General features: G+C 68.5%; 21 protein-coding genes. 5 read left to right on the forward strand and 16 right to left on the reverse strand.

Going from position 1 to position 23,440, the window contains the following annotated elements; genetic code table 11:
* Positions 1 to 97 precede the first annotated feature (97 nt).
* Positions 98 to 976 carry a substrate-binding domain-containing protein gene (locus QNO21_RS10485; RefSeq protein ID WP_257517887.1) on the forward strand — a complete coding sequence of 293 codons (879 nt, stop codon included), beginning with the start codon at positions 98 to 100 and terminating at the stop codon, positions 974 to 976.
* A gap of 22 nt (positions 977 to 998) precedes the next feature.
* Here QNO21_RS10485 and QNO21_RS10490 read toward each other — a convergent pair whose 3' ends face one another.
* Genes QNO21_RS10490 through QNO21_RS10500 form a run of 3 tightly spaced genes read right to left on the reverse strand, consistent with a single transcriptional unit; the run spans position 999 to position 6,113 of the window.
* Positions 999 to 2,513 (reverse strand): aldehyde dehydrogenase family protein, encoded by a 1,515-nt coding sequence (locus QNO21_RS10490; protein ID WP_257517888.1) that lies wholly within the window; start codon positions 2,511 to 2,513, stop codon positions 999 to 1,001.
* A gap of 37 nt (positions 2,514 to 2,550) precedes the next feature.
* Positions 2,551 to 3,924 (reverse strand): pyruvate dehydrogenase complex dihydrolipoamide acetyltransferase, encoded by a 1,374-nt coding sequence (locus tag QNO21_RS10495; protein ID WP_257517889.1) that lies wholly within the window; start codon positions 3,922 to 3,924, stop codon positions 2,551 to 2,553.
* Positions 3,924 to 6,113, reverse strand: coding sequence for an alpha-ketoacid dehydrogenase subunit alpha/beta (locus tag QNO21_RS10500; protein ID WP_257517890.1), 2,190 nt, complete (start codon positions 6,111 to 6,113; stop codon positions 3,924 to 3,926). Before QNO21_RS10500 ends, QNO21_RS10495 begins: the two co-directional genes overlap by 1 nt.
* A gap of 174 nt (positions 6,114 to 6,287) precedes the next feature.
* Here QNO21_RS10500 and QNO21_RS10505 point away from each other — a divergent pair, with 174 nt between their 5' ends.
* The 3 genes from QNO21_RS10505 to QNO21_RS10515 are packed head-to-tail and all read left to right on the forward strand — an operon-like array spanning position 6,288 to position 8,897.
* On the forward strand, positions 6,288 to 6,812 hold the full coding sequence (locus QNO21_RS10505; protein WP_257517891.1) for a VOC family protein: 525 nt from the start codon (positions 6,288 to 6,290) through the stop codon (positions 6,810 to 6,812).
* A gap of 4 nt (positions 6,813 to 6,816) precedes the next feature.
* Positions 6,817 to 7,500, forward strand: coding sequence for a GntR family transcriptional regulator (locus tag QNO21_RS10510; RefSeq protein ID WP_257517892.1), 684 nt, complete (start codon positions 6,817 to 6,819; stop codon positions 7,498 to 7,500).
* A gap of 20 nt (positions 7,501 to 7,520) precedes the next feature.
* Positions 7,521 to 8,897: an NADP-dependent succinic semialdehyde dehydrogenase gene (locus tag QNO21_RS10515; protein WP_257517893.1), complete on the forward strand. Its 1,377-nt coding sequence runs from the start codon at positions 7,521 to 7,523 to the stop codon at positions 8,895 to 8,897.
* A gap of 29 nt (positions 8,898 to 8,926) precedes the next feature.
* Here the strand turns inward: QNO21_RS10515 and QNO21_RS10520 are convergent, their stop codons facing one another.
* From QNO21_RS10520 to QNO21_RS10580, 13 genes are all read right to left on the reverse strand, one after another.
* Positions 8,927 to 9,562, reverse strand: coding sequence for a helix-turn-helix domain-containing protein (locus QNO21_RS10520; RefSeq protein WP_257517894.1), 636 nt, complete (start codon positions 9,560 to 9,562; stop codon positions 8,927 to 8,929).
* A gap of 16 nt (positions 9,563 to 9,578) precedes the next feature.
* The gene (locus QNO21_RS10525; RefSeq protein ID WP_257517895.1) at positions 9,579 to 10,244 is read right to left on the reverse strand and encodes a cupin domain-containing protein; all 666 of its coding nucleotides are present in this window, start codon (positions 10,242 to 10,244) and stop codon (positions 9,579 to 9,581) included.
* Between the two features lie 100 nt (positions 10,245 to 10,344).
* The gene (locus QNO21_RS10530; protein WP_257517896.1) at positions 10,345 to 11,655 is read right to left on the reverse strand and encodes a M24 family metallopeptidase; all 1,311 of its coding nucleotides are present in this window, start codon (positions 11,653 to 11,655) and stop codon (positions 10,345 to 10,347) included.
* Positions 11,652 to 12,143, reverse strand: a complete 492-nt coding sequence (locus QNO21_RS10535) for a RidA family protein (protein ID WP_285178393.1) — start codon at positions 12,141 to 12,143, stop codon at positions 11,652 to 11,654. The genes QNO21_RS10530 and QNO21_RS10535 overlap by 4 nt, the downstream gene beginning before the upstream one ends.
* A gap of 25 nt (positions 12,144 to 12,168) precedes the next feature.
* Positions 12,169 to 13,812: an amidohydrolase gene (locus QNO21_RS10540; protein ID WP_257517898.1), complete on the reverse strand. Its 1,644-nt coding sequence runs from the start codon at positions 13,810 to 13,812 to the stop codon at positions 12,169 to 12,171.
* Positions 13,813 to 13,823: 11 nt separating this feature from the next.
* A complete protein-coding gene (locus tag QNO21_RS10545) occupies positions 13,824 to 14,528 on the reverse strand; it encodes an ABC transporter ATP-binding protein (protein WP_257517899.1) in 705 nt (234 codons plus the stop codon).
* A gap of 8 nt (positions 14,529 to 14,536) precedes the next feature.
* A complete protein-coding gene (locus tag QNO21_RS10550; protein WP_308211283.1) occupies positions 14,537 to 15,409 on the reverse strand; it encodes an ABC transporter ATP-binding protein in 873 nt (290 codons plus the stop codon).
* On the reverse strand, positions 15,337 to 16,638 hold the full coding sequence (locus QNO21_RS10555) for an ABC transporter substrate-binding protein (RefSeq protein WP_257517901.1): 1,302 nt from the start codon (positions 16,636 to 16,638) through the stop codon (positions 15,337 to 15,339). The genes QNO21_RS10550 and QNO21_RS10555 overlap by 73 nt, the downstream gene beginning before the upstream one ends.
* Positions 16,635 to 17,720 (reverse strand): branched-chain amino acid ABC transporter permease, encoded by a 1,086-nt coding sequence (locus QNO21_RS10560; RefSeq protein ID WP_257517902.1) that lies wholly within the window; start codon positions 17,718 to 17,720, stop codon positions 16,635 to 16,637. The genes QNO21_RS10555 and QNO21_RS10560 overlap by 4 nt, the downstream gene beginning before the upstream one ends.
* Complete coding sequence (locus QNO21_RS10565; RefSeq protein ID WP_257517903.1) at positions 17,720 to 18,586, reverse strand: branched-chain amino acid ABC transporter permease; 867 nt, start codon at positions 18,584 to 18,586, stop codon at positions 17,720 to 17,722. Before QNO21_RS10565 ends, QNO21_RS10560 begins: the two co-directional genes overlap by 1 nt.
* Before the next feature lie 110 nt (positions 18,587 to 18,696).
* The gene (locus tag QNO21_RS10570) at positions 18,697 to 20,085 is read right to left on the reverse strand and encodes a M24 family metallopeptidase (protein WP_257517904.1); all 1,389 of its coding nucleotides are present in this window, start codon (positions 20,083 to 20,085) and stop codon (positions 18,697 to 18,699) included.
* Between the two features lie 49 nt (positions 20,086 to 20,134).
* Positions 20,135 to 20,842: an SDR family NAD(P)-dependent oxidoreductase gene (locus tag QNO21_RS10575; RefSeq protein ID WP_257517905.1), complete on the reverse strand. Its 708-nt coding sequence runs from the start codon at positions 20,840 to 20,842 to the stop codon at positions 20,135 to 20,137.
* Positions 20,839 to 21,729 carry a cupin domain-containing protein gene (locus tag QNO21_RS10580; protein ID WP_257517906.1) on the reverse strand — a complete coding sequence of 297 codons (891 nt, stop codon included), beginning with the start codon at positions 21,727 to 21,729 and terminating at the stop codon, positions 20,839 to 20,841. Before QNO21_RS10580 ends, QNO21_RS10575 begins: the two co-directional genes overlap by 4 nt.
* Positions 21,730 to 22,011: 282 nt before the next feature.
* Between QNO21_RS10580 and QNO21_RS10585 the strand changes: the two genes are divergently transcribed.
* Entirely contained in the window at positions 22,012 to 23,439 is a 1,428-nt protein-coding gene (locus QNO21_RS10585) for an amidohydrolase family protein (RefSeq protein ID WP_257517907.1), read from the forward strand.
* Position 23,440: the final 1 nt, after the last annotated feature.

The raw sequence follows: 23,440 nt of genomic DNA on the forward strand, positions 1-23,440 counted from the left end.
CGCCATCGAGCGCCTCGATACAATCGATTGCCGCTCGATGACGAGCGCCCCTCGAACGAGACGGAGCCCAGTGTCCGTACAAGCCCGGACGGTGCGTGTGGGCACCTTCACTCCCTCTGTCGTGCTCGACGTCGCCCGGCAGATCGGTCGCGTTGCCGATCTCGGCATCGACGCGGAGGAGCATCTGATGACGTCGTCGCCGGCGCAGTTCGCGGCGCTCGAGGAGGGCTCTATCGATCTCGCCGTCACGAGCCCCGACAACGTGCTGCTCTACGCGGGGTTCGACGATAACCCGCGCGGACGCCGTCTGCCCCTGACGATCACGGCGGCACTCGACCGGGGCCTCGGCCTGTCGCTGTGGACGCGTCCGGGCATCCGCCTCTCGGAAGCGCGAGTTTTCGGGGTGGATGTTCCGGTCTCCGGATTCGCCATCGCAGGCCGGGCCCTCCTGGAGCGTCTCGGCGTGGATCCCGATGCCCTCGAGACGGTGTCGCTCGGATCCACCCCGCGGCGCCGGGCGGCACTGGGCGCCGGCGACTGCGATGTGACAATCCTCGGATCGGGGAACGAACTGCGGGCGGAGGAGGACGGATGTCACCGGGTGGCATCCGTCGACGAACTCGGTGAGTACCTCGGGGCGGTGGCATGCCGCCTCACGAACGCGCCGACCGAGAGCGCCCGAGCTGCGGATGTCGCGGCGAGCGCGCTCGTGGACACCGGCGCAGAAATCGCCGCCGGCCACCACCATGCCCTGGCGGTCTCGGCAGCCGAACGCCTGCTGGGATTGTCTCCCAGTTCTGCTCGCCGTCACCTCGACGTGCTCTGTTCACCGAAGACCGGCGTGGTGCCCGACGGTCGGCTTGAGCGGAAGGCGCTGCTCACACTCGCCCGCCTGCGACGAGGGGTCCAGCCAGAGAAACCGCTGGCCGCCGCGGTGGACCTGCTGCTCGCGACAGCCTCCGGGCGGGCCGCCTGAAGCGGCGGCTGCGCGCGGCCCATCAGTCGGCGGGGGGCCACACGGGCACGGTGGCCCGTCCGGATCGGAAGCGGACGTTCTTCGAGCGGACGAACTCGCGCAGCGTCTCGGCCGCGTTCTCTCGGCCGAACCCGCTACCCTTCACGCCGCCGAAGGGCGACCCGAGGAAAGCGCGGCGCATGTAGTTGTTGACGAACACCATCCCGGCCTCCAACCGCTGGGCCATCCGCCATGCCCGCTGCTCGTCCCGGGAGCAGATGGCGGCGGTCAGCCCGTACTCCGTGCCGTTCGCTATCCGGATGGCCTCCTCCTCGTCGCAGAACCGCATGATGCCTGCGATCGGTCCGAACACCTCCTCCTGGCCGAACGTGGAGGAGGGGGTGACGTCCACGAGCACCGTGGGTGCCACCCAGTAGCCACCGGCGAGCGCCGGGTCGTCGGGCAGGGTGCCCTGCGCGACGATGCGGGCGCCTTCAGTGAGCGCAGTGTCGAGGTAGGCCAGGACGCGATCGCGTTGCCTGGCGTCGACCATGGGCCCGATGTCAGTGGCGGCGTCGAGCCCGTCGCCGACCACGAGCGCCGCCGCCTTGCGGCTGAAGGCGTCGACGAAGTCGTCGTAGACGGCGTCGTGCACGAGGATGCGTGCCGTCGACGTGCAGGCTTCACCCTGGTTGTAGAACATGCCCTCGATGGCGACGTCGACGGACTGCGCGATGTCGGCATCCTCGAGGACGATGAGGGCGTTCTTGCCGCCGAGCTCCATCGTCGCGAACGTCAGATGGGCCGCCGCGGACTGCAGGACACGCCGCCCCGTCGCCGTGGCGCCGGTGAACGTAATGCGGTGCACCCCCTTGTGGCCGGCCAGAGCAGCTCCCGCAGAGATGCCGGTGACCGCATTGAGGACGCCGGGAGGCAGCACCTCGCCCGCGATCTCGACCAGACGCAGCACGGTGAGCGGCGCCTGCTCCCCCGGCTTGATGACGACGGCGTTGCCCGCAGCGAGCGCCGGCGCGCACTTCTTTGCGAAGTGGATGGGCGGCCAGTTGAACGGCAGGATTGCGGCGACGACACCGTAGGGCTCCAGCACCACGCGGGCCTCGATCGGCCCCTGGTCGAGCAGCTCGCCGTGCAGTGTGTCGGCGAGACCGGCGAAATAGTCGAACGCAGCGTGACTGAACGACACGTCGAACCTGCCGGCATCCCGTTTGGGCTTTCCCACCTCCCGCGCTTCGAGCGTCGCGAGTTCGTCGGCATGTGCGCGAATCCGGTCGGCCACCTGCCTGAGCACAGTGCCGCGCTCTCGCGGCGACAGCGCCGCCCACGCGCGCTGCGCCTTCGCCGCCGATGCGACCGCGGCATCGACAACAACCTCATCCGCCGCCTCGACCGTCGCCAGCACCTCTCCCGTTGCCGACTCGTGCACGTCGAAGACGTCGCGGGAACCGTCCGGAAGGAACTGTCCGTCGATGAAGCAGTTCCAGCGCCTTCGCGCGAGGGGCGGGTGGATGTCGGCCATCGCTGCCGGGATAGATGTCATGAGCGCGCCTCTGCGTCCGAGATGGGAATGCCGCCCGCTACACGAGCAGGGAGAGCGGGTGCTGGATGCGGTCGGCGAAGGTAGCCAGCCACTGGGCGGCGAGCGCCCCATCCAGCACACGGTGGTCGGCTGAGAGAGTGACGGTCATGACCGTCGCGATGGACAGCTCTCCGTCGGGGCCGACGACCGGGCGCTTCTCGGCCGCACCGACGGCCAGGATGCCCGCGTGCGGCGGGTTGATGATGGCGGAGAAGCGGGCAGTGCCGTACATGCCGAGGTTGGAGACCGCGAATGATCCGCCCTCCAGCTCCGGCTGCTTGAGTCCGCCCGCCCGCGCCCGCTCGGCCAGATCCCGCACGGTGCGGCTGATCGCGCTCAGCGGCAGGGCCTCCACGCCGCGGACGACGGGCGTAACGAGACCCCCGGGGATCGAAACGGCGACGCCGATGTCGACCCCGGTGAAGCGGCGCGTGGCCTCGCTGGTCCAGATCGCGTTGGCGTCCGGCACCGCGACCATCGCCGCGGCGACGGCCTTGAGCACGAAGTCGTTGACCGAGATCTTCACGTCGGAGCGGTCGTTGATGCGCGCGCGCAGCTCGAGCACTTCATCGACGATGCAGTCCGCCGAGAGGAGGAAATGTGGCACGGTCGTGGTGCTCTCGGTGAGCCGGCGCGCGATGGCCCGCCGCATCCCCGTGTGCGGGATGTCGGTGAAGGCGGCGGCCGGCCTCACCGCCGAGGCGGTGGAGGCGGGAGCCGGGGCGGTGGGGGCACGTGCCGGGGCGGTGGGGGCAGGTGCCTGGGCGGAGCTCGCCGGCAAGTCGTCGAGATCGCGGCGCACGATGCGTCCGTTCGGTCCCGTGCCCCTCAGGCCGGTGAGGTCGACGCCCTTCTCATGAGCGAGCTTGCGCACCAGCGGACTCGCGAACAGGCGCACGGGTTTGCCGCCCGGCTCGGGCCGTGCCGGAACCGACGACGGCGGGGCCTCCTGTTCGGGCGCGGACGTCCGGTCGGTTGCCGGCTCCCCCGGCGACTCGGGAGCGGTCTCCGGCTCGGGAGCGGTCTCCGGCTCGGGAGCAGCCGTCGGCGCGAGCGCGGGAACCGCGGCGGAGTGGGGAGCAGCGCCGGAGGAGGACACCCCGGCCGCGGCGACGGCCTCCTCAGCAGACTCACCCTCTGCGGCGAGCACGGCGATCGGGGACCCGACCGCGGCGACGGCGCCGGCATCTACGAGGATCGCGGCGACCACACCCGCTTGCTCCGCCTCGTACTCTACGGTTGCCTTCTCGGTCTCGATCTCGACGATCTCCTGGCCTGCCTCGACGCGGTCGCCGACGGCGACGAGCCACGACTGCACGGCCGCTTCGGTGGCTCCCGCTGCGAGTGCCGGCATGCGGATGATGGCGGCCATCAGCGGCCTCCCGCGTTCGTGCGCACGCGCTCGAGCCCGTCGACGACTTCCTCGGTGCGGGCGATCGCGGCGCGTTCGAGCACCTTGGAGATGCTGGGGCTGGCCTCGCCGCCGGTGACGCGCTCAACCGGCTGATCGAGCCAGTCGAACAGCCGGCGCTGCACCTCATCAGCGAGCCAGCCGCCGTACGACGTGCCGCGCGCGCCCTGCTCGACGATGAGCACAGCGCCCGTCTTCTTGACACTGCGCTCTATCGTCTCCCAGTCGAGCGATGCACGGTCGAGCCAGCGGAGGTCGATGACCTCGGCATCCACACCCGTGCTCTGAACCGCCTCGAGCGTGTGCGCGACCATCGACAGGTACGTCAGCACGGTCACCTCGGATCCTTCCCGGCGCACGGCAGCGCGCCCGGGTGGGATGACGTAGTCGAGGTCGCCCTCGGGGATCCGATCAGCGGCGCCGTACAGGTCGACGTGCTCGATGATCAGGACGGGGTCCTCGAGTGCGAGCGCCGCGTTGAGAAGGCCGATGTAGTCCGCTGCGCTTGACGCGGCGGCAATGCGCCAGCCGGGAGCGGTCGCGAAGATGCCCGCGGGGTCCATGAGGTGCTGCGACCCGTATCCGGATCCCATCGCGACCTTCGTGCGCAGCACGAGAGGCATCGTGTTGTTGTCTCCGAACATATGGCGGGCCTTGCCGACCTGGTTGAAGACCTGGTCTGCCGCTACCCACATGAAGTCGGGGTACATGAACTCGACGACGGGCCGGAAGCGACCGTCGAGCGCGATGCCGCCGGCGAGACCGAAGAACGCGTTCTCGCTGATCGGGGTGCCGATCACCCGATCGGGACCGAAGGCCGCGAGCAGACCCTTCGTGGCCCCGTTCGTGCCGCCGCTCAGGCGATGCACGTCTTCGCCGAGCACGATGATGCGCTCGTCGGCGGCCATCCGGCGCTGCATCACGCCCGCGATGGCGTCGACGAACTTGATGTCGGTCCACGACCCCGACGCCGGGTCGGGCTCGTTCGTCGACAGCCCCGCGAGCTCGGACGCATCGCCGCGGATGCCGCGGTCCACGACGGCGGGGTCCGGCCACAAGGTCGGGACGATGCGGCGACTGCCCGGCTTGTCGGGGTCGTCTTCGACGAGCTGCGCCACCGCCTGGGCCATCGCCTCCTGCGCCTGGGTCCGCATCTGGGCCGCCTCATCAGGGCTGAGCACGGAGAGGGCAGCGAGTTCCTTCGCGACGCGTGTGATCGGGTCGCGTTCGCGCCAGCTCTTCTCCTCGCCTTTCGTGCGATAGCCGAATGCGCTTCCGGGGTATGGGCCGTTCTGGTGGAAGAACCGGTAGACCTCGGCCTCGATGATCGCGGGGCCTTCGCCGCCGCGCATGCGCTCCAGGGCTTCCTGAGTCGCCAGATGCACCGCGAGCGGATCCATCCCGTCGACTCGCCACGAGGGGATCCCGAAGCCCTGACCGCGCACCGAGAATCGGGGGTCTGCGGTGACCTCCTCAGCCCGAGTCGAGACTGCGTAGAGATTGTTCTCGATGAAGTACATGACCGGCAGCCGCCAGGCCGCTGCGAGGTTCATCGACTCGAGGACCGATCCGATCTGGCTGGCGCCGTCGCCGAAGTAATTGATGGAGACGTCGGTAGTGCCCGAGTGCTTCTGCGCCCACGCGTTTCCTGTGGCGATGGGGGCACCGCCTCCCACGATCGCGTTCGTGCCGAGGGCGCCGGCTTCCAGCCATTGCAGGTGCATCGACCCGCCGCGTCCGCCCGAGAATCCCTGCGCGAGGCCCAGGATCTCGGCCAGCGTGCGCTGGAGCAGCTGCTGCATCCGCTCGTCGACGATTGCCGCGGGGTCGAGCGCGCCGCCCGCCACGTGGGTGATGGCCTTGGCGAGGAACTGATGGTGACCCCGGTGGGATCCGTTGACGGCGTCCGTGGAGCGGAGGGAGACGATCGACCCGACGGCCCCGCCCTCCTGCCCGATGCTCGAGTGCGCGGGACCATGCACGAGGCCCGCGCCGGCAAGTTCGAGCACGCTCTCTTCGAACGCCCGGATCAGGTGCAGCTCGGCGAGCATCGTCGTGAGCAGCGCCGGGTCGGCGGCCCTCCAGTCGGCCGAGGTGGTGCTCAGCTCGATCCAGGGCACCCCGGTCGAGAGTTTGCGGCGTCGCGGCATGTCTGTCTCCATCGATCTTCATGCAGTGGACTCAACGTAGACGATGATTGCATCCAATGGCAACCCTCAGGCGGAGATTTACCGCACAACTGGCGCCTCGGATCGCAATCTGGATACAATCGCAGTGCCCACCCTGGTGTGGCCGCTCACGCCGCCGTGACGAGAGGAGCCGGGATGCCGATCCCCGGAATGACAGGCACCGACCACGTCGGCTTCACCGTGCCGGACCTCGACGAGGCAGAGCGCTTCTTCGTGGACATCCTGGGCGCTGTGCCCATCTACACCCTCGGCCCCAAACGCGCGGACGATGATTTCATGGCAGTTCAGCTCGGCGTCCACCCGCGCACGGAGATCACCGAGATCCGCTTCTACCGGCTCGGCAACGGCAGCAACATCGAACTCTTCCATTACGCCAGCGCCGATGGGCAGGGCGCTCAGCCCCGCAACAGCGACATCGGCGGCCACCACCTCGCCCTCTACGTCGACGACCTCGATGCCGCAGCCGAGTACCTGCGCGAGAGCGGCGTCGAGGTGATGGGCGAGCCGGTGCGCAGCGCCGGGGCGTCCGCAGGCCAGCGCTGGCTCTACTTCCGCAGCCCCTGGGGCATGCAGTTCGAGCTCGTCTCGTACCCCACAGGCAAGGCCTATGAGAGTGAAGCGGACACCAAGCTGTGGCATCCGTCGCATCCGGCAGAGTAGAGCGATGAGCGATTTCGAGACCACCCGCACGCGGGACGGAGACGCCGGTGCGCGCATCGCCGACGGCATCCGCAGCCGCATCGTCGCCGGCACCTATCCCCCGGGCACCCGCATCCGCCAGGAGGATGTCGCCGCCGAGTTCGGTGCGAGCCGCGTCCCTGTCAGAGAGGCGATCCGGCAGCTCGAGTACGAGGGACTGGTCACGGTGGTGCCGAACTCCGGCGCGTGGGTGTCCCGCCTCACGCTCGCCGAGTGCGAGGAGGTCTACCAGATGCGCGAGCGGCTGGAACCGCTCCTTCTGCGCTACTCCGCTCCACAGCTCGGCGCAGACGACTTGGGCCGCCTGGCCGAGCTCGCTCAGCGGATCAGCGAGGTGGGCGAGGACACCGAGACATTCCTCAGGCTTGATCGCGAGTTCCACCTCGCCAGCTACGCCACGGCCCAGACTTCGCAGCTCGACCCGCTCGTGCGCAAGCTCTGGAACACCACCGCGCCCTACCGCAGGGCCTACGTCTCATCCTGGGATGCCGATGCGCGCCGCATCGCCCACGAGGAGCACCACCTCATGGTCGCCGCCCTCAAGGACGGCGACCTCGAGGAGGCCGAACGCGTGCTCGGCGGACACATCCGCCGCACGCGGCGGCACCTCGCGCGCACGCCCCACATCTTCGACGACCACGCGCACTGACCCCGATCAGGAGAGCCCTCATGCCCATCGCATCCATCAACCCCACGACAGGAGCGATCTTCGCCGAGTTCGACGAGCACGATGATCGGGAGATCGACGCACGGATCGCCGCGGCCCATGACGCATACCAGGCGCTGCGCGCCACCGACTTCGCGACCCGCGCGGCATGGATGCACTCCACCGCCGACGTGATCGAAGCCGATGTCGATGTGGTCGCGGAGCTGATCTCCCGCGAAATGGGCAAGACGCTCGCCCAGGCGCGTGGCGAGGTGCGCAAGTCAGCAAAGGCCATGCGCTTCTACGCCGACAATGCCGAGACCTTCCTGTCCGGCTCGGCGCTCGAGGACCCGAGCGCCGTGGGAGCGTCGGCCGCGCGCACCGTGTACCAGCCCCTCGGCGTGGTCCTCGCGGTCATGCCCTGGAACTACCCGATCTGGCAGGTGGTGCGCTTCGCCGCTCCCGCCCTCATGGCCGGCAACGCGGGACTGCTCAAGCATGCCTCCAACGTGCCGCAGGCGGCGCTCTACCTCGACACCCTCTTCGATCGGGGCGGATTCCCCACCGGTTCTTTCGGCTCGCTGCTGATCTCGGCGGGCAAGGTCGAGAACGTGATCCGCGACCGCCGTGTCGTCGCCGTGACACTCACCGGCTCCGAGCCAGCCGGCCGTTCGGTGGCCTCGATCGCGGGCTCCGAGGTCAAACACGTCGTGCTCGAGCTGGGCGGATCGGACCCCTTCATCGTGATGCCTTCCGCCGAGCTCGACGAAGCCGTCGCCACAGCCGTCGCCTCTCGCACCTCCAACAACGGCCAGGCCTGCATCAACGCCAAGCGCTTCATCGTGCACGCGGACGTCCACGACGAGTTCGTGGAGAAGTTCGCCGCCGCCATGCGCGCGCTCCGCGTGGGAGACCCGCTTGAGGAGAGCACCGAGGTAGGACCGCTGGCGACGAGATCGGGCCGCACGGAGCTCGCCGAGCTCGTCGAGGACGCGTTGGCCGCCGGTGCGCGAGCGGTCACCGGCGGCCGGACTCCCGACGGCGAGGGCTGGTTCTACCCTCCGACCGTACTCACCGGTGTCACCGACGGAATGCGCCTCTACCGCGAGGAGGCGTTCGGCCCTGTCGCCACCGTCTATCGCGTGGCCGACGCCGCCGAGGCGCTGCGCATCGCCAACGACACGACCTTCGGGCTGAGTTCAGCGGTATGGACCCAGGATCCCGCCGAAGAGCATCTGCTCACGGCAGGGCTCGAAGCCGGCGCCGTGTTCATCAACGGCATGTCCGTGTCGTATCCCGAGCTGCCCTTCGGCGGAGTCAAGGACTCCGGTGTAGGCCGCGAGCTGTCCGCGGAGGGCATCCGCGAGTTCTGCAATCTGAAGTCGATCTGGAAGGCCTGACGGGTTCGAGCGCGGCGGCAGCCCACAGCCTATGCGTGCGGGACGGGGTCGTTCGCCTTCCGGTCCCGCACGAACCAGATGGCCCGCACCTCCTCGTCTCCGGCGTTCCAGAACCGGTGAGGGATCGTCGAATCGAAGACGATCGAATCGCCAGGGCGAAGCACCGTCGACTCGCCCTCCAGCTCAACGCTGAGCTGCCCCGAGATGATGACGCCGTACTCCCTGCCCTGGTGGACGATGTGGTCGGCGGGCGCCTCGGTGCCCGGCGCATAGACGACCTCGAGGAACTCCGCGTCGAGCTCGCCCATCGCGGTGAGCCGACTCCATCGCGGACCGGAGCTGAGCTTGATCGAGGGATGATCGGGGGCTCTCTGCACGATGCCCGCAGTGACCAGGTCCCGCTCCCCGGGCACGAGCGTCGGCGTCACGGGCGGCGCCGGCGGCGCCTGAGGGTCGAGGATCTCGTGCATCGGGACCCGGAGCTCAGCGGCGACGGCATACAGCGCGGGCACGCTGAAAGAGCCGATCCCGCGCTCGACCTGCGAGACGTGGCTCGCGGATACGCCGATGCGGCGGGCGAGTTCGCGCACGGTGAGCCCGGCGGCGCCGCGCAGTTCGCGCACGCGCTCGCCGACGGTGTTCCACGGCGTCTCGAGTTCGGACATGGGATCGTCTCCTCACTCAGCCGTAACTGCGGCTGTTCAGACGACCCATGGCATCGAGCACGTCCACGGCGTTGCGGATGTCGACGGGCGCATCGACCGCAGGCGTGCGGCGGGATCCGAGGATGTACCAGACGCCCTCGGCGACGGTGTCGCCGTGATTGAAGTAGTAGTGCGGGCGCTGCGCGTCGAAGCACAGCGAGTCTCCGGCGCGAAGCACGAACGTGTCGAAGTCGAGCTTGAGTGTGAGCTCCCCGCGCACGATGTAGCCGTGCTCCACCCCGATGTGTCGCATGTGGGTCTCGTCGAGCGAGCTGGCCGCGCCTGGCTCGTACGTCGCGAGGACGGCATCGAGCCCCTCGTCGCCTCCGGCCGCGAGGCTGCGCCAGGTGACACCGTTCTGCATGGCGATCTCGGGGGCGTCCGACAGCTCCTGCACCGGGCGGCTGCGCACGCGTGGCGCCGGAGCGACCTCCGCGGGAGGACGATTGCCGAGGACCTCGTCCAGAGACAGTCCGAGGCAGCTCACGATCGCATACAGGGTGCTCACCGAGGGCTGCACCTTGCCGGTCTCGACCTGCGAGAGGAGGCTCGGAGATATGGCCGCCTCCGCCGCGGTGGCGCGAAGACTCAGGCCTCTCGCGGTGCGCGCCGCACGTATTCGTTCGCCCAACTGAGCCGTCATGAGCGTCCTTTCGCGTGTCCGACCCTACCTCGGCCCCATCTCTGCCGCCGAGCGCCACGGCGGCCGGCCGGCGAGCCGGCCAGCCGCAGGGCACGGCAGATCAATAGGGGTTCGCCACGAAGAGATCCTGCGCAGGGAACTTCGTGAGCACCTCGATACCGTAGTCGGTCACGACGACCTCCTCTTCGATGCGTGCGGCAGACGAACCGTCAGACGCCGGGCAGTACGTCTCCATCGCGAACACCATCCCCGCCCGCAGCTCGACAGGGTCGGCCATCGAGTTCAGGCGCGAGATGATGGGCCGCTCGTGGAGGCCGAGCCCGAGGCCGTGCGCGAACTGGAGGCCGAAGGCGGCCAGCTCGTTCTCGAAACCGAAGTCCTGCGCCTTGGGCAGCACTGCGGCGACCTCGTCGGTCCCGACGCCCGGGCGAAGCGCGTCGAGTGCGGCATCCATCCATTCCCGCGCCTGCTTGTAGGCATCGTACTGGCTGGGCGTGGCCCACCCCACGCCGAAGGTGCGGTAGTAGCACGTGCGATAGCCGTTGTACGAGTGGATGACGTCGAAGAACGCCTGGTCGCCGGGGCGGATGATGCGGTCGGTGAAGTTGTGCGGGTGTGGGTTGCACCGCTCCCCCGAGATCGCGTTGATCGCCTCGACCTGATCGCTGCCGTACTCGTAGAGTCGCGCGTTGGCGAGGGCGACGATCTCGTTCTCTCGCACACCCGGCTTCAGCGCCTCGGCGATGTCCTGATAGACACCGTCGACCATCGCCGCCGCCTGATTGAGCAGCATGATCTCGTCCTGGTTCTTGATGACGCGCGCGTCAAGCATGTGCTGCTGCGCATCGGCGATGCGGATGCCGCGGCGCTGCAACTCGAACAGGAACGGCGGCTCGATGATGTCGACACCCAACGGCGCATCCTTCACCCCTGCGGCCGCCAGCAGCGACTCGATCTCATCGATCGCCGTCTTCATGAGGTCCGCGCCGCCCTCGGGCGCCACGGCGCCTTTGAATCCGAGGAAGCCGGCGCGATAGTTCTCGTCGGGCACCCAGTCGGAATACAGCTTGTGGTGGCGCACCGCCGAGCCGAAGTCCCACAGGATCGGCTCCTGGCCGCGGATCAGCAGTGCGTAGCGGATCATCTTGTCGCCCAGCGCGCCGCCGATCCAGGTCTGCGTCGTGTACCGGATGTTGTAGAAGTCGAACAGGAGGAAGGCGCCGCATTCGCTCGCCTCGAGCGCGGCCTTCGCACGTCCCAGCCGATAGTCGCGGAGGCGATCGAAGTCGACACGGTTCTCGTAGTCGACGCCCATGATGCCGGGGGCGCCGAGGGGACGCACGCCGGCCGGCCGATCGGCCGGCCGCTCGAATCGTCGCGTGGCATGGCTGTGTCCGTGGTTACCGCTCATGCCTGTGCACCCGCCTGCGCGGAGGCGTCGGCGGGGGCGGCGGCCACCACGTGGAACTCGAACCGCAGCCGCGGATCGGTGGCCAGACGCGTCACCTCCACCGTCGTGCTCGTGGGGATGTGCCCGCCGAACCACTCCTTCTGGTGCGCGTTCACGACGTCCTGGTCGGCCTCGACGTCCGTGAAGAAGCGGATGAGGTTGACCACGTCGCTGCGGCCGCACCCGGCCGCAGCGAGCGCCAGGTCGAGGTGGTCGAACGCGTTCTTCACCTGACCCGCCGCGTCCATCGGCATCGCATCGAACACCTCGGGCACGTGCGGGTGATCGTGGTAGACGGGTGCGCCGGTGACACCGCTGATGAAGACGAGGCTGGCCGGTGACACGACCCGCATCGCGGGGACGAACGGACTCACGATGGCGTCGTCGTATCCGTCGTGGTGGATGATGTCGGCCTGGCCGACACGCCGGGGCGCGGGGATGCGGGTCACGTCGTCTCCTGTTGCTCCGCACTCGTCACGGGACGAGTGCTGTCGATTGATGGGTGATGCGTCCGGCCAGGACCGTGAGGTCGCTGCGGATGTCGCGCAGCGCGTCGTCCGCGCAGCCGAAGGGGTCGGCAGAAGGCACGCAGAAGTCGGCGTCGTAGCCGGGCGCGATGCGGCCGCGATGATCCTGTTCACCGGTGAACCACGCTGCGTCCCGGGTGAACGCGGCGATCGCTTGGCGCCGGGTGAGGCGGTGCTGCTCGAGGCGCGTCCCCCGGCCGTCGAGGGTTCTTCCCGTCGCAAGCCACCAGATCGAGGCCCAGGGCGAGAACCAGTTCGCGCGGGTGGCATCGGTGCCGCCGCCGATGACGATGCCGAGTTCACGCATCGTCCCGAGGGGCGGCGCCTGAGCCGTTGCCTCCGGCCCCCACGCCTCGACGTAGTCGCCGCCTTTGAGGATGAGTCGGTTCTGCACGAGGATGCCTGCACCGAGCCGCGCGACGCGCTCGAGGTTGGCACGACTCGCCTCGTCGGCGTGGACGATCGACCATCCGCGGCCGGCGATGAGACCCGTCTCCGCCTCGATGCGCTCCCACGCGTCCAGGACCCGGCCGAGCGTGTCGTCCAGGACGGCGTGGATACTCATCCGCCACCGGCGGCGTGCGCAGAGTCGCACGATGTCGACGAGTTCCTCGAACGCGGCATCGGATACGGCGAAGGGATCCAGTCCCTCCAGATCGTGGCATCCGAGGTGCGGGATCTCGCCGATTCCGACCACGCGGAGAAGACCGTCGCCCACGTCGGCCGGCACGAGAGAGGTGAGTGCATCGATGTCGCCCACCTCGCCGCCACGCGTCCACGCGGAGAAGAAGAGCCGCACCCGGACGTCGAGGGCGCCGTCGCGCCACACCCCGTAGACGGGGTCGTAGTCACGTGGCGTCATGAGCAGCCCGCCGCCGTCGACCACCCCCGTAAGACCGTGCCGTGCGAATTCCGCCAGCATCGAGCGCAAGCCGTCCCCGGCCTGTGCCTCGTCGGCGGCGAGAGCGTGGCCGATCGGCGCGGCGAACGCGCCCACACCGTGGATGCGGCCCGTGGGCCGACCGGTGTCGTCGCGTTCGATCCGCCCGCGCGGCGGATCCTCGGCGCCGTCCGCGAAGCCGCATGCGGCCAGACCCGCCTCGTTGAGGATGCCGACGTCGTACAGCTCCTGGACGTACACCGGGTTGTGCGGTGCGGCCTCCTCCAGCTCGGTCGGCGTCGGCGTGCGCCCCTCCTCGAACTGGGATCGGTGCCAACCGCCGACCGCCGAGATCCACTGCCCCGGCCCGAGCCGGGTGGCCGCGTCGTGGATGCTGTTCAGCGCTTCGGACACCGAGCGGACGCCCTCCCAGTGCAGGGAGCGGCTCCACGAGTTCCCTCCGCGGACGGCGTGGATGTGGGAGTCGTTCAGGCCGGGGATCACATCGCGGCCCTCGAGTTCGATCACTCGGGCGGCGAGGTCCGCATGAGGCGCGAGCTCGTCGTCCGTCCCGACGGCGATGACGCGTCCGCCCGCGACCGCGACGGATTGAGCGTGCTCGGGCGCCTGTTGCGGGTCGGCGAAGGTCGTGATCCGGCCGCCTCGAAGGACGAGGTCGACCAGAGGAAGGGCGCGGGGGGAGGCGGGCATGCGGCGTCCTCTCAGATGCTGAGGTGTCGTTCGAGCAGCACGTCGTCGGCACGGAGCTGCGACGTCGGCCCGCTCCACGCGATCGTTCCCGAGTCGTCGATGACGATCGCCGTCTCGGCGATGTCCAGCGCCAAGTCGACGTTCTGCTCGGCGATGAGGATCGACAGACCGGAGGCGCGGAGGCCCTCGAGCCGGTCCTGGATCACATCGAGCACGCTCGGCGCGAGGCCTTCACTCGGTTCGTCCATGATCAGCAGAGACGGGTTGGTCATCAGCGCGCGGCCGATCGCCAGCATCTGCTGCTCGCCACCGGATAGCGCCCGGGCCATCGACCCGGAGCGCTCGGACAACCGCGGGAAGAACTCGAACACGCGCTCGACCGTCCACGGTTCCGTCGACTCGGCGCGCCGATGACGCGGCACGACGGTGAGGTTCTCCAGCGTCGTCAGCGAGCCGAAGACGCGCCGGCCCTGCGGAACCAGGGCGACTCCCGCGCGGGCGATTCGGTACACCGGCATCCGTGTGAGCTCGGCGCCGTTGTAGACGATCGACCCTGCCGTCACCGTCGGGGGGCGCAGGCCGCAGATGGCACGGACGAGCGTCGTCTTGCCCATGCCGTTGCGTCCGAGCAGCGCGACGCTCTGGGCGTCGCCGATCTCGAAGTCGACACCGTGCAGCACCTGGGCCGTGGCATAGCCGACATGCAGTCCGGTCACCTGGAGTGTCACTTCTTGTCCCGCCTTCCGAGATAGATCTCTTTGACGACCGGGTGATCCCGCACTTCGTCCGGCGTGCCGGTCACGACGTGCCGGCCATTCTCCATGCACATGACGCGATCGGTCAGCCCCAGTGCGAGCGACATGTCGTGCTCGATCAGGAGGATCGGGAGGGTGCGCGGCAGCGCCTCGATGAGGCGGCGCAGCGTGGTGCGCTCCGCGGCCGACAGTCCGGCGGCCGGCTCGTCGAGCAGCAGGATCCGGGGTTCGCCGACGAGCGCCATCGCGATCTCCAGCTGACGTTGCTCGCCATGCGAGAGGTCGGCGACCGTGTCCTCCCGGCGGTCGAACAGACCCACCGAGTCGAGCATCTCGGTGGCGCGCGTCGTGATCTGGTCGCGCTGGCCCTGGGTTCGCCAGAAGATGCGGGCCTGTGCCGAGCCGCCGCGGGCGGCGACGCGCACGTTGTCGAGCACGGTCATGTCGCGGAACAGGTTCGAGACCTGGAACGTGCGCCCGACGCCGAGCCGAGCGCGACGCGCGGTGTCCAGCTTCGTGACGTCCCTGCCGAACAGGTCGATGGAGCCGGTGGTCGGCGCGACATCGCCCGCCACCATCTTGAACAATGTGGTCTTGCCCGCGCCGTTCGGGCCGATGACGCCCATGCGTTCGCCTGCGCCGAGGCGCAGGGAGATGTCGTCGACGGCCTGGACTCCGCCATAGCGCTTGCCGAGGCCTTTGACCGTGAGCGCGGGGGCGGGGACCCCGGATCCTGTCGGATCCGGGGTCGCCGCCGTTGCCGATGCAATCACTCGAGCCCCTGGAAGCTCTGCGAGTACGTCGGCTGCGCGAGCGCGTCCTCGGGAGAACGACCCAGCCACTGGTCCACGTCCTCGAACGTCGCGATGGGCGTGTTGTAGAAGTTGCCGTCATCGCCCGCCGTCACCTCGCGCACGTACACCGGTCCGACCATCTGGTTGTAGTCGTCCCAGGAGACCCGCCCGAAGATGCTGTCCTCGAAGGTGTACTCGGTGATCGCACTGACGAGGTCCTCGCCGGTCACGAGGCCGCGCTCGGCCAGCACGGATGCGACCAGCGACGCGGTCATGTATCCGCCCGCGACGTAGGCGCCGGGCACCTTGCCGTCGGCGAACTCCCCGTACGCGTCGATGAACTCGGCGACGGCTTCGCTGTCGCGGCCCTCCGCCCAGTAGCTGACCGACTTCAGTCCGACGATCTGATCGCCCATCGCGCGCAGCGTTCCCTGGTCGGCGGCGCAGCAGTTCAGCAGCAGGTCGTCCATGTCGAGGCCGAGACCGAGGTAGGCGTTGAGGAAGTTCGGCCCCGGAGCCCCACCCGCCGTCGCGACGTACACGACGTCGGCTCCCGCCGCCTGGATCTGCGAAACGTAGGTCGAGAAATCGGTGGTCGTGTTCGGGAACCAGATCTGCTCGAGGACCTCGCCGCCGTTCTGCGTGAACCCCTGCACGAAACCGGCACAGGACTCCCAGCCGAACGCATAGTCGGCGCAGAGCGTGACGGCCGTGTCGTAGCCCCCCTCCGTCGCGGCCCACTCGCCGCCCGGGTAGTTCGCCTGAGAACCTCCCATCGAGCCGGTGCGGACCGTGAGGTCGTTTGCGGCGCGCTGGGTGAGGTCGTCGGAGGCGGCGACAGGGTGGAGATTGGGCACGTCGACGCTCGCCGTGTACGCCGCGACGGCGAGAGCCGTATTGGCGATGAGCGGACCGACGATGAAATCGACCTCATCCTGCTCGACGAGCTTCTTCGCCTTGGTGAGCGAGGTCTCGGGGTTGCCGGCGTCATCCTCCACGATCGTTTCGATCGTGATGCCCTCGACCTCGGCGCCGTTGATGTCCCAGTACAGATTCCATCCGTCGACCATCTCCTGGCCGGCGACGGCGAAGTTTCCCGTCGTGGGCGAGATGAAGCCCACCTTGAGCGCCCCACCGTCCTCGCCGTTCGAGCCTGCGCTCGGCGCGGGTTCGCTGGCTCCAGGCGGGGCGCAGGCGGTCAGCGCGAGTGCGGTGATGGCCGCGATGCCTGCCGCGGCGAGCGCCGAGCGGCGACCGCGGGTCTTCATTGACGTCATTGCGGGTCCTTTCCTTGGTGAACTGCGTGGCGGTCTCCGGGGGGCGCGGCTGCGCCCCCCGGTGCGTCCCCTTCGGGTGAGGACGCCGCCTTCGATCGGGCGCGAAGCCGCCGGAAGAGCTTTCCGGCGCTGCCGGCGATTCCCGCGCGAGCGAAGAGGATCACGAGGATGAAGATGAGTCCGAGCAACGTCGGCCAGCGGTCGACGTAGCTGGAGAGGAGGTTCTCAACCATCACGACCACAGCGGCACCGATGAGAGGACCCAGCAGCGTGCCGATCCCGCCCAGGATGACCATGACGATGAGGTGCACCGAGCGGTCCACGCCCGCCGAGGACGGGCTCACGAAGTGGGTGTGCCAGACGGACAGGAGCCCGGCCAGGCCGGCGACGCTCCCGGAGATCATGAACGCGCCGAGCTTGTAGGAGCGCACGCTGTAGCCCAGGCTGCGCATCCGGCTCTCGCTGTCGCGGATGCCGCGCAGGCTCGCTCCGAACGGGGAGTTGCTCACGATCCAGAGCGCCGCTGTCGCCAGGACGAACACGCCGAGCACGAAGTAGTAGTAGATCCAGTACGAATCGAGCCACTCGAATCGCGCGATCCCTGAGATGCCGTTCTCACCGCCGGTCACCGACGACAGCCGGAATGCGAGGCCGTAGATGAGCATCCCCACGGCGAGGGTCACCATCAGGAAGTAGATGCCGCTCGTCCGCATCGACAGCAGACCGTAGAGGCACGATGCCAGCAGTGTCATCCCCAGCGCGACGAGCACCTGCATCCCGGGATCCAGGCCCTGCCGCGACGCCCAGCCCGCGCCGTACGCCGACGCTGCGGCGATGCCGGCGTGTCCGAGCGAGACCATGCCGCCATTGCCGGCGAGGAAGTTGACGCTCGAGGCGAGCGTCGCCGCGATGAGGATCGTGGATGCCAGAGACACCATGAACCCGGATGCTCCGAGGTACGGCAGCGCGATGGCGGCGACCAGCAGCAGCGCGAGCAGCGCAATGTTGGTCATCTGGGCGCGATCCCGGCGCGGCGGTCCGAAGGTGCGGACGGTGCGGGTCTCGACGATGCGGTTGCTCATCAGGCAGCCTTTCCGAACAGGCCCGTCGGGCGGAAGACGAGCACGAGCGCCATCGGCAGGAAGATGGTGAAGTACGCCAGCTCGGGGATCCAGGCCTTGGCGAAGGCGTCGATCAGCCCGATCAGCACGCTGCCGACCGCTGCTCCGGCGACACTGCCCAGCCCGCCGATGATGATCACGACGAGGGCGTACAGGAGCACCTCGTTCTGCACCCCGGGGAGGATGCTCTGCATGCCGGCGCCGATCGTGCCGCCGATGGCTGCGAGAGCGGCGCCGACCACGAACATGCCCGTGAACACCCAGCGGATGTTCACGCCCATCGCAGAGATGATCTCTCGGTCGTCGACGCCGGCACGGACGATCGCACCGACGCGGGTGCGGCTCTGTACGAGCGCGAGCGCCACCCCGATCGCGACAGCCAGTCCGATCACGAAGATCCGGTACCACGGGTAGACCAGGTCGCCGATGGCGAGGGCCCCGGGGATGCGCACCGAGTTCGGAAGGTTCTGGGGGTCACCGCCGAAGAAGGCGAGACACAGATCGGCGATGACGAACGACACGCCGATCGTCAGTAGGACCTCGGGCATCTCCTGCCCGCGCACGAAGCGCAGGAGCACGACCTCGACGAGGAAGGCCGTGACCCCCACGGCGACGATCGCCGCGATCACCGCGACCAACAGGTTTCCCGTGAGGGTCGCGATGACGACGCCGATGTAGCCGCCGAGCATGTAGAAGGCCCCGTGCGCCATGTTGACGATGCGCATGAGTCCGAAGACAAGGGTCAAGCCGCTGGCCAGAAGGAACAGCAGCGCGCCGAAGCTCAGTCCGTTGAGGACCTGCTGGGCGAGGAATACGGGTTCGGGCACCGTTAATCAGGCCTTCCACTGCGTCGGGGAGTTGGCGGATTCAGTCAATCAACGACTGAACAGGCTGTCAAGTGTCAGTGCACACCTGTCCAGTGACAGTGAACCCAGGGTCAGGCCGTCGCTTCCCCTCTCCCCTCGGGCGTGTTGAGGTGGGACTGCGAGTCACGGATGCCGGGGAGCGGCCCATTGACGGTGAAGTAGCGCCCGCCGCCGGCGACGAGGAGCTCCTCGGCCGGGAACTTGGTGATCACCTCGCAGCCGTCCGCCGTGACGACAACCTCCTCCTCGATGCGGGCGGCGCCCCAACCGTCGGCGGCGGGCCAATACGTCTCCAGGGCGAACACCATGCCCTCCTCGAGCACCTCCGGGTGATCGAGCGAGGTGAGACGCGAGAAGATCGGCTTCTCCCAGATCGACAGCCCCACGCCGTGCCCGTACTGCAGGGCGAAAGCGGCCTCCTCGTCAGGGAAGCCGAACTCCTGCGCCGTGGGCCACAGTTCGACGATGTCGGCCGTGGTTGCTCCCGGCTTGACCGCCGCGATGGCCCGATCCATGTACTCACGGCACCTCTTGTAGGCATCGCGCTGGGCGGGACTGGCCGACCCGACTGCGAACGTGCGGTAGTAGCACGTGCGGTATCCGTTATAGGAGTGCAGGATGTCGAAGAACGCCGGGTCGCCCGGGCGCACGGCGCGGTCGGAATACACGTGCGGATGCGGCGAGCACCGCTCACCCGAGATCGCGTTGACTCCCTCGACGTACTCGGACCCCTGGTCGTAGAGCGACTTCGCCACGAGCCCCACGCACTGGTTCTCCCGGACACCGGGGCGCAGGAACTCGTAGAGCTGGTCATAGGCGGCATCCACCATGGACGCGGCGGTCGTCAGCAGTGTGATCTCGTCCGGGGTCTTGATGCGCCGGGCCTCCATGAAGATCTGCTGGCCGTCGACGACCTCGATGCCCTCCCGCTGCAGCGCGAAGAGGATCGGCAGCTCCACGACATCCACGCCGAGGGGCTCGTCCGCAAGGCCGAACCGCTCCAGCTCGCGCTTGATCTTGCGCGCCACCTCCTCTGCGATGCCGGCGTCCGGAGGGAACGCTCCACGCAGCGTCGAGATGCCCGCGCGCGCGCCGGATTCCTGGCGCGGGCGGGTCGCGCCGTGATGCGGCGCGTGGGGATCGGCGTCGGCTTCCATATGCGTCTCATGCAGCCAGGGGTTCAGCAGGGCGTGATGCTTCGCCGCCGAACCGAAGTCCCACACGATGGGGTCCGTCTTGCGCGTGACAAGACAGAACCGGATGAGCTTGTCCATCGCCCAGGTGCCGATATGGGTCGCGGAGGCGTACCGGATGTTGGCGAAGTCGAACGCGAGCACGGCACCGACCGAGGAGCGCTCCAGCTCCGCATGCAGCCGCGCCAGCCGCTCGTCCCTCAGCCGCTCGAAGTCGACTCTCGCTTCCCAGTCGACGCCCATCGTGCCGCGTGTGGCCGTGCTCATGATCTGCTCCTTGCTCGCGTGTGCGTGGAAGTCGTGGTGGTATCGGAGGTCAGGTGATGCGCCAGCCGCGGTCGACGTTGAGGCTGTTCGCCGAGACGCCGCGGTTGAACAGGAGGAACTTCACGGCATCCACGACGTCGGCCATGGTCGCCAGAGCACCACCCGGCGTGCGACTCTCGTAGCCGCTGACGACGCCGTCCGGCTTGGCCGCCCAGAATGGGCTGTCGCCGATGATGCCCGGGTGCAGTGCGTTGACGCGGACGGGCGCGAGCTCGAGGGCGAGCGTGTTCATGAGCCCATCGATGCCGCCGTTGATCGTGGACACCGTGGTGGAACCGGGGTAAGGCGCGTCCTTCGCGCGACCCCCGAAAAGGACGATGCCTGTTTGCACCGACGGTTCGAGCCGATCAAGCAGCGCGTGGATCGTCTCGGTGTAGCCGATGAGCTTGAGCGTGACCAGCCGGCGCGCACGCGCGATGTCGTAGTCGCGGATGCTGTTCGCGTCGCGCTCGATCGCGGCCATGACGAGCCCATCGAGCGGCCCGACGTCGGCGAGCTGCGCGGCGATGCCTTCCGGCTCCGACACGTCCAGTGCCACACCGGTCGCCCGCTCGCCGAGCCCCGCCGCCACGTCCTCCGCCCGCTCCCGGCTGCGACTGGTGAGGATCACCCGGTCGCCGGCAGCGACCAGGTCCTTCGCCAGCTCGAGTCCGATGCCGGAGGATCCTCCGGCGATGAATATGGTGCGTCCGCTCACAGCTTCTCCTCGAGGCGTTCTTCCAGGTACTGCCAATCGCGCACGAATCGATACGCGTGTCGTGGGGGCATCTGCGGCGACTGGGTCTCGAGCCACTGCACTTCGGCGCCGGTGGCCTCGAACGAATGCACGCAGCCCACGCCCGCCCAGGCGATGTCCCCCGCGGTCAGGAGGAACTCCTGACCGTCGAAGTGCGCTCGAACCTCACCCTCGGTGATGAGGTAGGCCTCCTCGAGGGGGTGATCGTGCGGTCCGGCCTTGCCGTCCGGCGCATAGCGCACCATGAAGGACGTGCCGAGAGTGGCGCCGAGGTCGGAGTCGACCATCATCTTCAGCGTGATGCCGCTGTACACCAGCAGCGCGGTGCGCATGCTCGCCGAGACCGCCAGCAACTGCTGCGACTGCCTGCCAGCATCCATGTGCTCGGTCGTGATGTTGCCGAAGGAGCGCGTACGAGGATCCCGGGTGTCGACGGCGGTCGGCTCGCGCTCGGCCAGCTCTTCCACCCGGTATGTGTCCGAACCGTGGCGGGCGCGAGCGGGCGGGGTGAACAGGTCAGCCCACGCCGCATCGCTGCCGGTCGATCGCCAAGCGTGGGGCACACCGATGGGGATCACCCCGTAGTCCCCGGCGACCAGCCGCACCGTCGCCTCAGGGGTGGCGATGACCACCTCCCCCTCGATGACATAGAAGCTCTCCTCGAAGGAGTGCACGTGGGTCGCCGTGCGACCCCCGGCGGCCAGGCGCGTGATCCCGAAGTCGGTGTGCGCCGCGCCGTCGTCCTCCCCGACGCCGCGCCAGCGGGTCATTCCGACAGATCCGGGTGCGAGTGGGCCCGCGTCGACGTACTCGGCCTCCGCTGCGCGACGGACGATGAACCTGGTCATGCTCTTCCTCCCCGAGGTGAGAACAAGGCGGCGCAGCGTTGCGCCGCCGAAGACCTGAGCCGCCCGCAGGCCGCTGTTCAGTCTCACTAAACCCCATGTAAACGGCACCGCCGCACGATTGTCAAGCACCAGATGGGCCGGCATGCCTGCGTTTCCACGCATTGACGGAATGGCCCTTTCGCATCGCGCGAGCGTGCGCCATGCTGTATGCCACGTAGCGTTCGGTGCGACTGTACAGAGCGCTGAACGCCCGATGAGACAGCTGATCAAAGGAGATGAGCGATGCCGGATTCACCGAACCCGCAAGCGGGGCAGCCGGTCCTCTTCAAGGATGGAATCGTCTTGACGATGGACGATGCGCACACCGTCCTCCCCCGGGGCGACGTGCTCGTCAAGGATGGCGTCATCGTCGAGGTCGGCGTGGACGTGCCGGCACCCGAAGGCGTCTGCGTCATCGACGCGTCAGGCGGCATCGTCATGCCGGGCATGGTCGACACGCACCGTCACATGTGGCAGACCGCCATGCGTGCCTATGGCGCGGACTGGACGCTCACCCAGTACTTCGTCTGGTACTACCTCCAGCACGGCGCGAAGTTCCGACCCCAGGACTACGCGGCCGGCAATCTGATCTCCGCGCTGGATGCGATCGAATCCGGGGTGACGACGAGCGTGGACTGGTCCCACGGTCTGCGCACCATCGAGCACGGCGAGGCCGCGTACGACGCCCTCGTCTCCTCCCCCGGTCGCTTCGTCTTCGCGTACGGCAATATCCACCGCTCCCCCTGGGAGTGGACGGCGGACCCCGACATCCAGCGGCTGCTCGCTGCATCGCGCGACGATTCCCGGATGTTCGGCACGCAGATCGCGTTCGACGTTCCGAACCAGGACGAGCAGTTCCCCGAGCTGGCTGCCTACCAGGTGGCGAAGGAACTCGGACTGCGGGTGACCACCCATGCCGGCGTGTGGGGGGCGACCAATGACTGGGGCATCCGCAACGCGTATGCGGCCGGCGTCATGGAGCCGGGCTTCACGTATGTGCACGCTGCCTCGCTCTCCGAGGAGTCGTACCAGATGATCGCCGCGACCGGCGGAAACGTCTCGCTCGCGACGGAGTCGGAAGACACCTGTGGTCAGGGCTATCCACCCCTGCATCAATTGCGTCGGCACGGAATCCCGACCTCGCTGTCGGTGGACACGAGCGTGTGGTTCAGCGCGGACCTCTTCTCCGCGATGCGCGCGACCGTCAACGCCGACCGCGTGCTCGAGCACTACCAGGCGCACCGCCGTGAGCCGGCCGAGACCGTCACCCACGTGCGGCTGCGCGCCGAGGACGTCGTGCATATGGCGACGCGAGGCGGTGCTCAAGCCCTCGGAAAGGACGACGTCATCGGGTCGCTGCAGGTCGGCAAGCTCGGCGACGTGGTCCTGCTCAAGAACGAGGATTCCCCGACCTGGGCACCCCTGATCAACCCGTGGGGCCAGATCGTCTACCAGGCCCAACGCGGCGACGTGCACACCGTTCTCGTCGGCGGCGAGGTCGTCAAGTGGAACGGCAAGGTCACCGCAGGAGACCTGCGGGGTGTCCGGACCAAGCTCGACGACACCGTCGCCTACCTCGAACGGGAGGTAGGCGACGACTGGGTCGCCGGACAGCACCCCGACATCCCTGAAGCAGAAGTGCTCACGAACCCGTATCAGTACAAGAAGTGAG

This window comes from Microbacterium sp. zg-Y818, from assembly GCF_030246905.1.
Classification (GTDB): Bacteria; Actinomycetota; Actinomycetes; order Actinomycetales; family Microbacteriaceae; genus Microbacterium.